The 15,009-nt window shown below is 31.4% G+C and carries 14 protein-coding genes; 7 read left to right on the forward strand and 7 right to left on the reverse strand.

The genetic code is table 11. The annotated features are described in order from the left end of the window. The first annotated feature begins 328 nt into the window (after nt 1–328). The 3 genes from clpP (at nt 329) to dnaG (ending at nt 4,336) form a co-directional block, all read left to right on the forward strand. Nucleotides 329–1,003 (forward strand): ATP-dependent Clp endopeptidase proteolytic subunit ClpP, encoded by a 675-nt coding sequence (gene clpP, locus ACOSP6_RS09250; protein ID WP_422095230.1) that lies wholly within the window; start codon nt 329–331, stop codon nt 1,001–1,003. Nucleotides 1,004–1,054: 51 nt separating this feature from the next. Beyond that, complete coding sequence (gene clpX, locus ACOSP6_RS09255) at nt 1,055–2,293, forward strand: ATP-dependent Clp protease ATP-binding subunit ClpX (protein ID WP_422095231.1); 1,239 nt, start codon at nt 1,055–1,057, stop codon at nt 2,291–2,293. A gap of 66 nt (nt 2,294–2,359) precedes the next feature. Next, nucleotides 2,360–4,336, forward strand: coding sequence for a DNA primase (gene dnaG, locus ACOSP6_RS09260; RefSeq protein WP_422095232.1), 1,977 nt, complete (start codon nt 2,360–2,362; stop codon nt 4,334–4,336). Between the two features lie 365 nt (nt 4,337–4,701). On the opposite strand, the gene nadE is transcribed toward dnaG, so the two are convergent. Then, the gene (nadE, locus tag ACOSP6_RS09265) at nt 4,702–5,490 is read right to left on the reverse strand and encodes an NAD(+) synthase (RefSeq protein ID WP_422095233.1); all 789 of its coding nucleotides are present in this window, start codon (nt 5,488–5,490) and stop codon (nt 4,702–4,704) included. Between the two features lie 57 nt (nt 5,491–5,547). Here nadE and gldB point away from each other — a divergent pair, with 57 nt between their 5' ends. The 4 genes from gldB (at nt 5,548) to ACOSP6_RS09285 (ending at nt 8,303) form a co-directional block, all read left to right on the forward strand. Further along, on the forward strand, nt 5,548–6,504 hold the full coding sequence (gene gldB, locus ACOSP6_RS09270) for a gliding motility lipoprotein GldB (RefSeq protein WP_422095234.1): 957 nt from the start codon (nt 5,548–5,550) through the stop codon (nt 6,502–6,504). Further along, nucleotides 6,504–6,842 carry a gliding motility protein GldC gene (gldC, locus tag ACOSP6_RS09275; protein ID WP_422095235.1) on the forward strand — a complete coding sequence of 113 codons (339 nt, stop codon included), beginning with the start codon at nt 6,504–6,506 and terminating at the stop codon, nt 6,840–6,842. The genes gldB and gldC overlap by 1 nt, the downstream gene beginning before the upstream one ends. A gap of 70 nt (nt 6,843–6,912) precedes the next feature. Then, on the forward strand, nt 6,913–7,347 hold the full coding sequence (locus tag ACOSP6_RS09280) for a hypothetical protein (protein WP_422095236.1): 435 nt from the start codon (nt 6,913–6,915) through the stop codon (nt 7,345–7,347). A gap of 158 nt (nt 7,348–7,505) precedes the next feature. After that, nucleotides 7,506–8,303 (forward strand): SH3 domain-containing protein, encoded by a 798-nt coding sequence (locus tag ACOSP6_RS09285; protein WP_422095237.1) that lies wholly within the window; start codon nt 7,506–7,508, stop codon nt 8,301–8,303. On the opposite strand, the gene folK is transcribed toward ACOSP6_RS09285, so the two are convergent. The 6 genes from folK to rpsO form a co-directional block, all read right to left on the reverse strand. Continuing rightward, nucleotides 8,300–9,427, reverse strand: a complete 1,128-nt coding sequence (folK, locus tag ACOSP6_RS09290) for a 2-amino-4-hydroxy-6-hydroxymethyldihydropteridine diphosphokinase (RefSeq protein ID WP_422095238.1) — start codon at nt 9,425–9,427, stop codon at nt 8,300–8,302. The two genes, ACOSP6_RS09285 and folK, sit on opposite strands and share 4 nt — an antisense overlap. Before the next feature lie 151 nt (nt 9,428–9,578). Continuing rightward, nucleotides 9,579–9,911, reverse strand: coding sequence for a hypothetical protein (locus ACOSP6_RS09295; RefSeq protein WP_422095239.1), 333 nt, complete (start codon nt 9,909–9,911; stop codon nt 9,579–9,581). A 157-nt stretch (nt 9,912–10,068) separates the two neighbouring features. Further along, entirely contained in the window at nt 10,069–11,601 is a 1,533-nt protein-coding gene (locus ACOSP6_RS09300) for an outer membrane beta-barrel protein (protein WP_422095240.1), read from the reverse strand. After that, nucleotides 11,576–12,106 (reverse strand): RNA polymerase sigma factor, encoded by a 531-nt coding sequence (locus ACOSP6_RS09305; RefSeq protein ID WP_422095241.1) that lies wholly within the window; start codon nt 12,104–12,106, stop codon nt 11,576–11,578. The genes ACOSP6_RS09300 and ACOSP6_RS09305 overlap by 26 nt, the downstream gene beginning before the upstream one ends. Before the next feature lie 212 nt (nt 12,107–12,318). Continuing rightward, the gene (locus tag ACOSP6_RS09310; RefSeq protein ID WP_422095242.1) at nt 12,319–14,499 is read right to left on the reverse strand and encodes a polyribonucleotide nucleotidyltransferase; all 2,181 of its coding nucleotides are present in this window, start codon (nt 14,497–14,499) and stop codon (nt 12,319–12,321) included. Nucleotides 14,500–14,646: 147 nt separating this feature from the next. Further along, entirely contained in the window at nt 14,647–14,916 is a 270-nt protein-coding gene (gene rpsO, locus ACOSP6_RS09315) for a 30S ribosomal protein S15 (RefSeq protein WP_422095243.1), read from the reverse strand. Nucleotides 14,917–15,009 lie beyond the last annotated feature (93 nt).

Here is a 15,009-nt window from a genome sequence, read left to right on the forward strand (position 1 = left end):
GGTTTTGTCACTTTTTGTTACCTCCTTTTTCTTATCTGATTCTTCATTTTGTATTAATATTGCAGTGTAAATAACGTAGTGATACTACCGGGTTTTAATTCCCCCTAAAATAATCCTAAGAATTAATCCCTAATTTTTAATAGAATTATTATCCCCAATTAAGTAGTATTAAAGAACCAGTATCCCCCGGTACTGGTTTTTATTTTTTTCTGAGATAGTTATTCGAGATTTTGAGAAGTAACATTAAGTAATAGGCTACTGTTCACGTTCTTCTAAGAAAAAACTTTGTATCTTTAACCTTTGTAACTTTTAAAACAAAATCTTAATAATGGATTACGGAAAAGAATTCGAAAAGTACGCTACTAAACACCAAGGTATTAGTAGTACTTATTATGATAAAATCATGAGTAGTATGTATCCTGTTGGGCTTACACCAAATATTATTGAAGAGCGTCAGCTTAACGTTGCTATATTTGATGTATTCTCTCGATTAATGATGGATCGTATTATCTTTTTAGGAACTGGAATTAATGATCAAGTTGCGAATATTATCCAAGCGCAGCTTTTATTTTTAGAAAGTGTCGATGCTAATAAAGATATTTCTATTTATATAAATTCTCCAGGTGGTGGAGTTTATGCTGGTTTAGGTATTTACGATACAATGCAATTTATTAAGCCAGATGTCGCTACAATTTGTACAGGTATGGCAGCTTCAATGGGAGCAGTTTTAATGTGTGCAGGAGAAAAAGGGAAAAGATCAGCATTACCTCATTCAAGAATAATGATTCATCAACCTTTAGGGGGAGCGCAAGGTCAAGCTTCTGATATGGAGATTACTGTAAAAGAAATAGGAAAGCTTAAGAAAGAATTGTATGATATTATTTCTAAGCATTCTGGACAACCATATGAAAAGGTTCACGAAGATTCTGATCGTGATTATTGGATGAAAGCTGACGAAGCAAAAGAGTATGGAATGATAGATGAAGTTCTAAGCAGAAAGTAATTTTTTGAATAGAAGTGAAGTAAGAAATAAAAGTAGTTATAGAATAATAAAATGTCACAAGATCAAAATTTAGAATGTTCGTTTTGTGGGCGTAAAAAAGCGGAAACAGATTTATTAATAGCAGGTATGGATGCTCATATCTGTGATAAATGTATCGAGCAAGCTCACGGGATTGTAGAAGAGGAAATAGCAGAAGCAAAAACAACAAGTCTTTCAAATGATTTAATTCTTAAAAAGCCAATAGAAATTAAAACTTTTTTAGATGAATACATTGTTGGACAAGAGCAAACTAAAAAAGCAATGTCTGTGGCTGTCTATAACCACTACAAAAGATTATTGCAAGCCAAAAGCCCAACTGATGGTGTCGAGATTGAAAAATCAAATATCGTTTTAGTAGGAGAGACAGGAACTGGAAAGACACTTGTTGCTAGAACCATAGCTAGAATGTTAAACGTACCTTTTTCTATCGTTGATGCCACCGTTTTAACCCAAGCAGGTTATGTCGGTGAAGATGTAGAGAGCATTTTAAGTAGGTTGTTACAAGCTGCAGATTATGATGTTGAAAAAGCAGAAAGAGGAATTGTATTTATTGATGAAATAGATAAAATTGCTCGTAAGGGTGATAATCCTTCAATTACAAGAGATGTTTCAGGAGAAGGCGTGCAGCAGGCTCTATTAAAGTTGTTAGAAGGTGCAGTTGTTAATGTTGCTCCAAAAGGAGGTAGAAAGCATCCAGAGCAAAAATTCATTCAAGTAAACACTAAAGATATTTTATTTGTTGCTGGAGGAGCTTTTTCAGGAATAGATAGAATTATCAGTAAGCGTCTAAACATGCAAGCTGTTGGTTATAGTGCTTCTATTGATGAAGATAAGATTGATGAGGAAAACTTATTGCAATACATTATTCCTGCTGATTTAAAATCTTTTGGTTTAATTCCTGAGATAATTGGGCGTTTACCAGTATTAAGTTACATGAACCCCTTAGATGCTAAAACGTTAAGAGCTATTTTAACAGAACCAAAGAACTCGATTATTAAACAATATACTAAGTTGTTTAACATGGATGATGTGGAGTTTTCTTTGACCGAAGATGCTTTACAATATATAGTAGATATGGCTGTTGAATATCGCTTAGGAGCACGTGGTTTACGTTCTTTATGTGAAGCAATTTTAACTGATGCGATGTTTGAGTTACCAGGTTCTGATATAAAAGAGTTCGAAGTAACAAAAGATTACGCTGAAGAGAAGCTTACGAAAAAAGCTCTTCAAAAATTAAAAGCGGCGTCTTAAAACAATAAAATAGTACAGAATAAACCTCGCAAATATTATATTTGCGAGGTTTTTTATCTTTATAGTATGATTACCAAACAAACCATAGATCAAGTTTTTGAAACCGCTCGATTAGAGGAGGTAATAGGTGAGTTTGTTCAGTTAAAAAAAGCAGGAAGTAACTTTAAAGGATTAAGTCCCTTTACAGATGAGAAAACACCTTCTTTTATGGTGTCTCCTGTAAAGCAAATTTGGAAAGATTTCAGTACTGGAAAAGGAGGGAATGTGATTTCATTTTTAATGGAACATGAGCACTTTTCATATCCAGAAGCTATAAAATGGCTCGCAAAAAAGTATAATATTGAAATCGAGGAAACAGAGCAAAGTGAAGAGCAAAAGAAACAAGTAAACGAGCGCGAAAGCATGTTTTTGGTTTCTAAATTCGCAAAAGATTACTTTCACGACATTTTGATGAATACTCAAAAAGGTAGAGCTATTGGTCTTTCTTATTTTAAAGAAAGAGGATTTAGAGAAGATACCATAGAGAAATTCGACTTAGGATATTGTAAAGATGAATGGGATAACTTTACAAAAACAGCTCTAGATAAAGGATATGATATCAAATATTTGAAATCTACGGGGCTTACAATTGTAAAAGAAGGAGGAGAGAAAGATAGGATGTTCGACCGATTTAAAGGTAGAGTAATGTTTCCGATACATAGTATGTCAGGAAGAATACTTGGTTTTGGTGGTCGAATTTTAACTAATGATAAAAAAGCCGCTAAATATTTAAACTCACCAGAAAGTGATATTTACCATAAGAGTAAAATTTTATACGGTATTTATCAGGCAAAAAAGGAAATAGCCAAGCAAGACAATTGTTTTTTAGTTGAAGGTTATACAGATGTTATATCGTTTCATCAATCTGGAATTGAAAATGTTGTTGCTTCTTCTGGTACAGCCTTAACACCAGAACAAATACGTTTAATTCATCGCTTAACAAATAATATAACAGTTCTTTTTGATGGTGATGCAGCCGGAATTAGAGCTTCTTTAAGAGGAATTGATTTAATTCTGGAACAAGGGATGAACGTTAAAGTTGTTACTTTTCCTGAAGGCGAAGATCCAGATAGTTTTGCGAAAGCAAATTCTGACGCTGAACTAAAGAAATATCTTGACGAGAAGGCACAAGATTTTATAAATTTTAAAGTATCTCTATTAATAAAAGATGCTGAAAACGATCCTGTGAAAAAAGCAGGATTGATTAGAGATATTGTTACTAGTATATCTAAAATTCCTGATGGAATTCAACGCGAAGTTTACGTGCAAGAATGTGCTCGAATTATGGATATTTCCGAGCGTGTTTTATTTAGTGAGCTTGCTCAGTTAATAAATAAAGATCAAAAAGATAAAAATAGGGGAAGTCAGTACCCAACAACAACCGCACCTTTACAACCTGTAAAACAACAAGCCTCTGAACCAAAAGTTAATAGTTTGCTGCTATTAGAGAAAGAGATTATTAGAATACTTTTAATGTATGGTAATGAGGAAATTGAGCTAATTAATTGGGTGCATTCTGAAGATAAACATGGTCGTCCAATTATCGAGAAAGAAGAGTATACTAATACGGTTTCTAATGAGTTGTATTTAAATCTACAAGAAGACGAAATTGAATTTACACACGAAACTTTCAGAGACGTTTACTATGAAATTATTCATCAATTAAATCAAGATGAGAAAATATCGATTGATAAATTAATTGCAAGTGAAAATAGTCAAGTTTCTAGTTTGGTAACCAATATCTTAATGGATGAAGAAAAGTATGAATTAAGTGATTGGGAGCGTAAGGAGGTTTTTGTAACCCAAACTTCAAAAATACTTCCCAAATTAGTAACTGATGCAATTTTGAATATTAGAAGAGTACTAATTGAAACAAAAATCAACACTATAATTAAAGAGGCTCAAGAAACAGAAGTAGAAAATCAAACTCTTGATTTTGAAGAGGTAACAAATTACATTGAGCTAAAAAAATTATTATACGAAAAGTTGAACAGAGTAGTTTAGCGTTTTTTTCCTAATTCAAAAAGGGGGTTTTTCTCCATTTCAATTGTTTTATAATTGAGTAGCTTTGGTGTCCTATTTATGGAAAAATGAATTTATTTTAAGTTTTGATTAATTAAATGTAAAATTTTAATCAAAATTTTGAGCGATGCTAAAAAATAGATAATAATTTTAGTCTAACAATAATTTTTTAGTAAATTTAGGATCCCCAAAGAAAAGAAACAGAAACAAAACTTAACGAAACTATGAGAAAATTGCTTCAAATAGGTAAGCTAATTCTATTATTTATAGAATTACCATTTCAAATTTCTAACGGTCATAAAAAACGAGCGTATAAAAAAATTAAGCAGTTAATGGTGTCTGCTAATTTACTTTAGTTTTTTAGGAATTTCACATACAGGTATTGCTACCATTTTGTGCTGGTTAATTGTGTTTAATCGAGTATAAATAGTATATACTTCTTTTTCACGACCTTCGAAATCGTCAGCTTTTTTTCCTTTATCTTGCATTTCCATGGCCCATTCCAATTCGTCGTAAGAGGCACCAATTTGATCTTCATCTGTTCGACTATCACCAAACAATCCATCAGTCGGTTGGGCTTTCTGAATAGCTTCAGGAACTTCTAAATATTTACCTAAAGCATATACTTCAGATTTTACTAAATCAGCAATCGGACTTAAATCGACTCCACCATCACCGTATTTAGTAAAAAAACCTACACCAAAATCTTCAACTTTATTTCCTGTTCCAGCAACTAATAATCCATGTAAGCCAGCAAAATAATACAATGTAGTCATTCGTAAACGTGCTCTTGTATTGGCTAAAGCTAAATCTTGTTTTGGCGAAGCCTCAACTTCAGGTACCACAGTTTTAAAGTCTTCAAAAGTAGATGTCAAATTTACTCTTGTATCGCTCACATTTGAAAAACGCTTTTTTAGTTGTGCAATATGATCTTGTGCTCGAGTAACTTGACTTTGAGCTTGATGAATTGGCATTTCAACACATAACGTCGGTAAACCAGTTTTGGCGCATAAAGTAGAAGTAACAGCAGAGTCTATTCCTCCTGAAACACCAACTACAAATCCGTTTACTTTTGCGTTTATAGCGTAATCTTTTAACCAATTTATAATGTGTTCAGCAACTTTAGGAGTATTCATGTTATACGATTTTAGTAAATTCGAAGTTTATTAATTGAACGTAAATATAGCCATTTAATGCGAAAATTATTGACCTTTTTACTAATGCTGTTTATTGTAACTTCTTGTAAAGAAGAAAACAAATTAGATATTAATGTTTCTGATATTGATGTTGATTTAAAATTAGCTCGCTTCGATATTGATTTCTATAAAACAACTCCAGAAACACTTGCTAAGACCAAAGAAATTTACCCAATGTTTTTTCCTCATGATATTGATTCAGTTTGGGTAAACAAAATTCAGAATAAAGACGAACAGGAATTGTTTGCTGAAACTCAGAAAGTGTATAGTGATATATCTTTTTTGGAAAATCAGCTCAAGCAGTTATTTCAATATGTTAAATTTTATGATAAAAAGTTTGAAGAACCAGTTGTAATAACGATGTTGACAAATGTCGATTATGAAAATCGTGTATTATTTGATGGAGGTTTACTTTTAATTTCTCTGGATTGTTATTTAGGTGATAATCATGAGTTTTATATCGATTTTCCTGAATATGTAAAGCAAAACAATCGCAAAAATCATATAATTGTAGACGTGGCTAATGCTATAATTAATAAACAAATGCTTCCAAATAATGAGCGTAGTTTTATTAATAAAATGATTTATGAAGGTAAAAAGATGTATTTGTTAGATGCGTATTTGCCTAGAATTTCGGATAGAGAAAAGATTGGTTATAGTGACACAAAGTTTAACTGGGCTAAAGAGAGTGAAGAAGAGATATGGAAGTACTTCATTGAGAAAGAGTTATTATATGATACCGACTCAAAATTGAATAAACGATTTTTGGATACAGCTCCTTTTTCTAAGTTTTATTTAGGAGAGGATAATTTATCTCCTGGAAGAATAGGAGTGTGGATTGGATGGCAAATTGTGCGCTCTTATATGGAGAATAATGACGTATCTTTGCCTGAACTTTTACAAACGGAAGAAGATATAATTTTCAAAAAATCAAAATACAAACCAAAAAGATAATGGCTATAGTACATACATCAGAGATAAAATTTAAAGTTGGATTAGATGAAAATAGAGTTCCAGAAGAAATTTCTTGGAATGCTCAAGACGGTGGAATTACCAACGAAGCTTCTAAAGCAATTATGTTGTCTGTGTGGGATCATAAACAAAAAGATACTTTGCGTATGGATTTATGGACAAAAGACATGCCTGTTGATGAAATGAAAAAGTTTTTTCATCAAACTTTGGTATCAATGGCAGACACTTTTGAGCGTGCCACGAATGATGAAAAAATGAGTGCTACAATGCGCGATTTTTGCGATTATTTTGCCGAAAAGTTAGAGTTACTAAAAAAGTAAATTCTCTATCATAATTCATATTAAAAGCACAACTTGTAATTGGTTTTTAAGCAATTGAATACACTTATATATGGCATTTCTGAAATTAAAGAATAGAGTTTTTGACATATCTAAAGCCTACATTCAAGGTGAATTTAAGGATGGTGATTTACATTGTTACATTGAAATAGAGACTGTCGATAAAATGATTGATGAAGAGTTGTGGGAACCGTGTTTGCGTCATCAAGGTTTTATATTCAAAAATGTTTCTACTTGGCCAGATTTAAAGAATCGAGTAATAAGTTGGAAAGATTCAAATGATGTAAGCTATAAACATCCAGAGATAGGGTTGCTTTATGTTTTTAGTCATACTGAAACCAAAAACAATTCTCTTGAATTCAGTGATGTTACAAATGATACAATAGAAATTTCATGGAAGGGAGTTGCAGACGTATATTGGGACGAAGATTTTGATACTGATGTTCCTTTTGAGGTGCAAACAAAGCTTTCTATAATCGTTGAATAAATTCTTATTAAAGTAAAATAAAGTACGGTTTTTCCTTACCAAAAGTATGGGGAAACCGTACTTTATTTTTTTAAGAAAATTTTATCTTGCTATTTTGTACCATAAGGGTAACACTTTTAGTTTTTGTGAACCTTTTAATAAACGTAATATTTATACACATGAAATATTTAACTCTTTTATTATTGATTATAGTAGCAAATACTTTTGGTCAAGAAGTGCATTATGTTGATGCTCCGAACGGGTTAATCGTTAGAGATGCTCCCAGCAAAAATGCTAATAGGATAGGGAAATTTGAGTTTGGAACCAAAATTTCATTAATAAATAGAAGCGGTCAAAATCTGACTATAAAAGATAATGGTATTTCTATAAAAGGAGAATGGGTTGAAGTTGAAGACTCTATAGAAAATATTTCAGGATATGTGTTTAGCGGATTTATATCTCAAAGCAATTGCAGTGAATATGGCTACTATTTAACCAAAGAAGATGCAATTGAAGAAAGCGCTTATTATAAAGTAATGGGAAGTCCAGAGAATGCGAAACCGTTATATTTATATTTAATGAGTAAAGAACAAAAGGAGATCGCTAAGTTTCCTCTAGGGGATTTGGAATTTTACGAAGGGTCTGATGCTAATATGCAAAAAGCGAGTGAGTTGAAAAATATAAACCTTGTAGTAAATGTAAGTTTGAATTATTCAGCATGTTGTTCTTATACTAAAGAATTCTTCTTCCTTCTAAATAAAGATGAGGAGTTGGTGAAGCTTCCAATGATTAATAATGATCATTGCGATGGTCCCGAGCCTTATTTTGATTATATTTTCCCAATGGATAAGAACGGTAAAAAAGATAAAATAATTTATGCGAAAATAATTCCCGGAGAGGATTATAAGGTTGACTCTATCGAAGTATTAAAAACGTATTCTTGGAACGGTGAAAAGTTAGTAGAAGAAATAAATTAATTGTAATTCTTAATCTTGTTTAAAATAGTTTTATAATCTTCCTTATTGTTTACAAAATCAAGCTCAGATACATCTATCACTAGAATATTTAAATCTTGCTGAGTTTTGATGAAATTAGTGTATCCGTCGTGTATCTTTTCTAAATAAGCAGCCTCAATATTTTGTTCATAAGCTCTGCCTCGTTTTTGGATGTTTTGAAGCAGTCTTTCTGTATTCTGATATAAATAAACATACAAATCAGGTTTTACAATTTCCTTATACATTAAATCGAACATTTTACGATATAATTTATACTCGTCATTTTGAAGCGTAACTTGAGCAAAAATCAATGACTTAAAAATATAGTAATCAGAAACAATAAAGTTTTTGAACAAGTCAAATTGTGCCAAATCATCTGAAAGTTGTTGATAACGATCAGCTAAAAAACTCATTTCAAGAGGAAAAGCATAACGCTCTTCATCTTTGTAGAATTTTGGTAGAAAAGGATTGTCAGCAAAGCGTTCTAAAACAATCTTAGCATTAAATTCATCTGACATCATTTTAGCTAGTGTAGTTTTTCCTGCACCAATATTTCCTTCAATAGCGATGTAATTGTACTTTTCAGCAATTGAAACCGGACGATTAATCTTTTCCTTGACCTTTGAAATTTCTGAATTGTCAGAACAATTTTTCAAGCAAACTCCAATTTGTTTTTTTTCTATAGGATGAATTAATGTATTTGCAATTTCTGCCAACGGAGCTAATGCAAATTTACGTTCCAACATTCTTGGGTGCGGTACAATTAGATTCTTAGAAAAGATAATCTCATCATCAAAAAGAAGAATATCTAAATCGATTAAACGATCTGAATATGTGGTGTTTTCTTTTCGGATACGACCTAGTTCTTTTTCGATTTCTAATAATCTTGTTATAAGTTCTTCTGGAGGCAAATATGTAGATACTTTAACACAAGTATTGTAAAAATTGGCACTATCAAAACCCCAAGAAGCGGTTTCATAGATCGAAGCAACCTTTAGAACACTGCCAATTTCTTCTGCAATTAGATTAACTGCATCTTGTAGATTTTTAAATTTATCTCCTTGATTTGTGCCTAACGATAAGTATGTAATACGTTGTATTTTCAAAGTAGCTATTTAGAAGAGCAAAGAAACAAAACCTTATACTATTAATGTTAATTTTAGACTGTTTTTTACTAACGAATGTTATAATATAAAGTTTTTATTTGGCGTCAAAATAAGCTACTTCAGAAAATATGTTTTCAGTTGTACAGTTTTATTAGTTAAGTAATTCCTCATGTGAAACACTGGCAATTTCCATTAATTCATTATAAGATTTCTCGAAATATTCTGCGTTTTTGTAAGCCCTTGAAATATCATTAGGATTTATGGTTGAACTTATAGCTAATGAGTCAGGCGGAAATATTGTGTCGGCAGGAATAGTGTCTAATGGCGGAATTGTATCGATATCAATAATGGTGTCTATATCAATGATAGAATCATTAAAGGTTAATGTTTTAGGAGCTGTAGGTAAATCTAAATTATAAGGATCTTGACAATTAAAAAGTATAAATGTAATAGAGATGATAGAGAATGATGCAACGTTTTTCATGTTAGATTTTTTATGATTAATATTAAATAAGAAAGACTTTCAATTTTCCTTCTATATAGAAGTCTAAAAAAAATGAAAGGGTTGCGTAAAGAAATATAGATTAACAGTTTTTAAGATTATTTAAGAATAAAGTTGTCTCTAATAATGAGTTTTAAGATTAGAACTTAAATGTAAATCCGGCTTGAAAGTTTAAGTTGTGTGTGCTAAAATTTGTTCCATTAGAATCATAAAGCCCTAAGTATTGTTTGTAAAACCCTTCTAAGTTGAGATAAAAGTTTTTACTAAGTCGAATATCGTATCCTATACCAAAGTTTAATGAATAGGCACTTGTACGTGTATCTAAGGATTTAGCCAGTTTAAACTGATTTCCATTATTTGAGTTAACATAAACATCACTATTTAAAAGGTGTAAATAACTCGCACCTGCTATTAAGCTAAGATTTTCAACTTTCGGAAGTTTATATTTAATTTCAAGAGGAAATTCGAGGTAATTGCTCATCTCGTTAAGCTCAAAAGAAGAGGAGTTATTTAATTTAGTTATTAAATCGCCAGTTGATATTAATGGTGTAACATTATTCGTGTTTACAATTGAGTCAATACGTATGTTTGGGTTAGTGTTTGCTATATTAGAAGTGTTAAATCTGAATGATAGTTTTTGTAAACCCAAACGCAAGGAAAATTTATCGTTTAATTGATAGTTTAAACGAATTCCATACGATTCCGATGTAGAATTATTTTTAGTATCAATAAGGTTATTGTGAATAATGTTCTCCTTTAAATTAGTGTTAATTTGATTTATACCGCCATTTACAGATATACTCCAGCGACTTGAAGTCCTTTTAATTGAATCTTTAGAGATGGTTTTTAAGATTAAAGAATCATTCAGAATCGTTGAAAGTTGAAATTGATAGTAACCGTTACTTTTTAATTTCAAATATTCATGGTGTTTTTCTGAAGGATTTACTTCTGATTTGGACCTTGTGATTTCTTCTTTGGTTTCATTGAAGTATTTGCCTGATTCAGAACTGCGATTATCGAATTCCTTTAAGGTAATTTGTTGATTATAATCATGAACTCTAAAATTCTCAGAACTATTTATAGCATTATGTTTTCTAATTGTTGTGAGCTTTTTAGTTAAAGAATCCTTCCTTTCTAGTTTCTTTGTTAGAGTATTTTTAAGGAGTTTTTTTTGAATGGAGTCATGATTATTTTTGGGACTCGAAATTTTCTTAGATATATTTTTGAATTCTTTCTTTTGAGTACTATTGATTGTTTTATTGTTATTTCTATTATTGTCAATCTTGTCATTTAAAGATTCTAGTTTTAAATTAGTCTCATTCGTTATTTTTTGATTTTCAAGAACTAACTGATGTTCATTATAAGTTTCTGTAGAATTCTGTTTTATAATAGACGTATTATGATTGTATACAGTATTTTCTATTGGGTTGCCTAATGGTATTTCTTTGTTTTTATCAATCACAACGTAAAGAATATATAAGCTAATCAGAAAGACTAGAATGAAAGCAATTCTTTTAATTATTCTATTCCTTTTATGAATTCTTAACTCTGATTCAAGAGTATTCCAAATGTCAATATCAGGTGATTCATTAAGCTCTCCTAATCTGTTTTTCAATACCTTTCCTATGTCATTTTTATGCTTCATATTAATTCCTTCTTTGGTATTGTTCAATGTTATCTTTTAAAATCTTCTTGGCTCTAAATAAGTTAGATTTAGAAGTTCCTATAGAAATAGATAATAGCTTAGCTATTTCTTTATGAGAGTAATTGTCAAGTTCATATAAGTTAAATACTAATCGGTATTGATTTGGAAGATTTTGAACAAATGATAAAATTACATTTAACGGAACTTCATCAATATTGTCAATTAAAATTTCTTCAGACTCTACATTGAAGTTATCTATTGGATTAGTTTTTATGTTTTTTTTGTAACGATCGATAGCTTTGTTAATAGCTATTCTTTTCATCCATCCTTCAAATGATCCTTTGTGTTTGTATTTTTTGATATTTAAGAAAATATCGAGAAAAGTATCTTGTAAGTTATCTTTAGCTTCTTCTTTAGTAGTGCAGTATTTAAGAGAAAGAGAAAACAGAGAATCTTTGTATCTGTTATAGATAATGCTTTGTGCATTCATATCACCTTTAACACATGATTTAATTAGTTTCTCTAGCTTCAATTTTTATAATTACAATTTCACCACAATTTAAAACAGAACAATATCGTTTTCTGTTTTTTTATGAATGATTAACATTTGTTTTAGTAAACAGATTGAGACGAAAAAATGCTTGTCCTATTCTTTAGTCTTTAATTATAAAAAAGGTTGCGTATAAAATAAAAAAATCGTCAATTTTACTTGACGATTTTTTAATATTCTAATATTTGTAGAGACTAAACCTCTTTTTTATCTTCTCTTGGCTTTTTATCCTCTCTAGGTTTTTTATCTTGTCTAGGAGGTCTAGGTAATAAAGCTTTTCTAGAAACTTTTTCCTTACGTGTCTTAGGATCAACACCGAAGTATTTTACATCAATGATATCACCAATATTTACCACATCAGTAACATTATTAGTGCGTTCCCAAGCTAATTCAGAAATATGTAATAAGACCTCGTTTCCTGGAGCATCAGTATACTCAACTACTGCACCAAAATCTAGTATCTTTACAACTTTCGTTTCGTAAATACTTCCTTTTTCTGGTTTAAAAGTAATAGAATCTATTCTCGCTAATACTTTATCTATTCCTTCTTGACTAGTACCTAAGATTTCAACGATTCCTTCTTCAGTAACTTCGTCTTCGTTAATTACGATTGTAGTTTCAGTTTCTTTCTGTAACTCTTGAATATGTTTTCCACCAGGTCCAATAACAGCTCCGATATAATCTCCAGGGATACGTACAGTAACCATTTTAGGTGCGTGAGCTTTAACTTCAGTATTTGGAGTTGCGATTGTGTCTGTTAATTTTTCTAAGATGTGTAAACGACCATCACGAGCTTGTTTCAAAGCTTTTACTAAAATCTCATAAGAAAGTCCTTTGATTTTAATATCCATCTGGCAAGCAGTAATTCCATCAGCAGTACCAGTAACTTTAAAGTCCATATCTCCTAAATGATCTTCATCACCTAAAATATCAGATAATACAGCATAACGATCACCATCAGAAATTAATCCCATTGCGATACCTGAAACTGGTTTCTTTAATTGAACACCAGCATCCATTAATGCCATAGTACCAGAACATACAGTTGCCATAGAAGACGAACCGTTACTTTCTAATACCTCAGATACTACACGAACTGTGTAAGGACAATCTTCAGGAACCATCCCTTTTAAAGCACGTTGTGCTAAGTTTCCATGTCCAATTTCACGACGAGAAGTACCTCTTAAAGGTCTAGCTTCTCCAGTTGAGAATGGAGGGAAATTATAGTGTAAATAAAAACGCTCTTCGTCTTGAACAGTAGGAGAGTCAATCATGTTAGCATCTCTAGAAGTACCTAAAGTAACCGTAGCTAATGCCTGAGTTTCTCCTCTTGTAAATATTGATGACCCATGAGTTCTAGGTAGATAGTCTACCTCACACCAAATTGGTCTAATATCAGTTGTTTTACGTCCATCTAAACGTAAACCTTCTTCTAAAGTTAAATCTCTAACTGCTGTTTTGTGAGCTTTACTAAAATATTTAGAAACTAAATCTCCTTTTTCTTCTAGTTCCTCTTCTGTAAACATTGCTAAAACTTCTTCTTTAACTTCAGAAAAAGCTAACCCTCTTTCTTGTTTAGAAGTACCCTTTTTTGCAATATCATAACATTTTTGGTAGGCTGCTTCTTTAATTTTAGCTTCTAATTCTTCGTCTACTTCCTCACCTTCATATTCTCTAGTCTCTTTCTTACCGACAGCTTCTGCAAGTTTTGTTTGAGCCTCACATTGAATTTTAATAGCTTCGTGGGCAAACTTAATTGCTTCTGCCATTTCTTCTTCTGAAACTTCATCCATTTCTCCTTCTACCATGGCAACCGAATCAGCAGATGCACCAATCATCATGTCGATATCAGCTTCTTTTAATTGGTCAAAACTAGGATTAATTATAAATTCACCATTAACTCTGGCTACACGAACTTCAGAAATTGGAGTTTCAAAAGGAATATCTGATAACTGAATAGCAGCAGATGCAGCTAAACCAGCTAAAGCATCAGGCATTACCTCTGGGTCGTGAGACATTAACTGAATCATTACCTGAGTTTCAGCGTGATAATCTTTTGGGAATAATGGACGTAAAACACGATCCACTAAACGCATTGTTAAAATTTCGTCATTACTAGGTCTTGCTTCTCGCTTCATAAAACCTCCAGGGTACCTACCTGAAGCGGCAAATTTTTCTCTATAATCTACAGTTAAAGGTAAAAAGTCAATACCTGGATTTGCAGTTCTTGCAGATACAACAGTTGCCAATAACATTGTGTCTCCCATTCTAACAACAACAGAACCATCTGCTTGTTTTGCTAATTTTCCTGTTTCTAATGTAATAGTTCTTCCGTCTCCAAGTTCAATAACTTGGCTAAATACTTTTGGAATCATAAAATGTTTTCTAATAAAAAATTAATTTTTTAGGTTGTGTGTTGTGTTGTGTGTGTTGTTGTTTCAATGGAAGTTGAAGTAAATTACAACTTTTGCTAAAGATAATAAAAAAGAGGCTGAAAATTCCAGCCTCTTTTTATTTAGGTATTATTTTCTAATTCCTAATTCTTTAATGATTGCACGATATCTATTGATATCCTTCTTCTTAAGGTAGTCTAGTAAGCTTCTACGCTTACCTACCATCTTCACTAACGAGCGCTCTGTGTTAAAATCCTTACGGTTTTTCTTTAAATGCTCAGTTAAGTGGTTAATTCTGTGAGTAAATAACGCGATTTGTCCTTCCGCAGAACCTGTGTCTTGTGCGCCTTTACCGTGCTTTGCAAAAATGTCTTGCTTTACTTCTTTAGTTAAATACATACCAATATTGTTTAAATAATTTTAATGTACCAATGAATTTCATTGAAGTTGCAAATGTACAATTATTTTTCTAAAGATTAAACTACGTTTAAA

The sequence above is a fragment of the Tenacibaculum sp. MEBiC06402 genome, from assembly GCF_049239625.1.
Taxonomy (GTDB): Bacteria; Bacteroidota; Bacteroidia; order Flavobacteriales; family Flavobacteriaceae; genus Polaribacter.

What these genes read in the sequence shown, in the direction of transcription:
- rpsO (WP_422095243.1), bottom strand. Translation starts at nt 14,916, where the DNA reads ATGTATTTAACTAAAGAAGTAAAGCAAGACATTTTTGCAAAGCACGGT.
- dnaG (WP_422095232.1), top strand. Translation starts at nt 2,360, where the DNA reads ATGATTACCAAACAAACCATAGATCAAGTTTTTGAAACCGCTCGATTA.
- gldB (WP_422095234.1), top strand. Translation starts at nt 5,548, where the DNA reads ATGCGAAAATTATTGACCTTTTTACTAATGCTGTTTATTGTAACTTCT.
- ACOSP6_RS09280 (WP_422095236.1), top strand. Translation starts at nt 6,913, where the DNA reads ATGGCATTTCTGAAATTAAAGAATAGAGTTTTTGACATATCTAAAGCC.
- clpX (WP_422095231.1), top strand. Translation starts at nt 1,055, where the DNA reads ATGTCACAAGATCAAAATTTAGAATGTTCGTTTTGTGGGCGTAAAAAA.
- ACOSP6_RS09310 (WP_422095242.1), bottom strand. Translation starts at nt 14,499, where the DNA reads ATGATTCCAAAAGTATTTAGCCAAGTTATTGAACTTGGAGACGGAAGA.
- clpP (WP_422095230.1), top strand. Translation starts at nt 329, where the DNA reads ATGGATTACGGAAAAGAATTCGAAAAGTACGCTACTAAACACCAAGGT.
- nadE (WP_422095233.1), bottom strand. Translation starts at nt 5,490, where the DNA reads ATGAATACTCCTAAAGTTGCTGAACACATTATAAATTGGTTAAAAGAT.
- ACOSP6_RS09285 (WP_422095237.1), top strand. Translation starts at nt 7,506, where the DNA reads ATGAAATATTTAACTCTTTTATTATTGATTATAGTAGCAAATACTTTT.
- gldC (WP_422095235.1), top strand. Translation starts at nt 6,504, where the DNA reads ATGGCTATAGTACATACATCAGAGATAAAATTTAAAGTTGGATTAGAT.
- ACOSP6_RS09295 (WP_422095239.1), bottom strand. Translation starts at nt 9,911, where the DNA reads ATGAAAAACGTTGCATCATTCTCTATCATCTCTATTACATTTATACTT.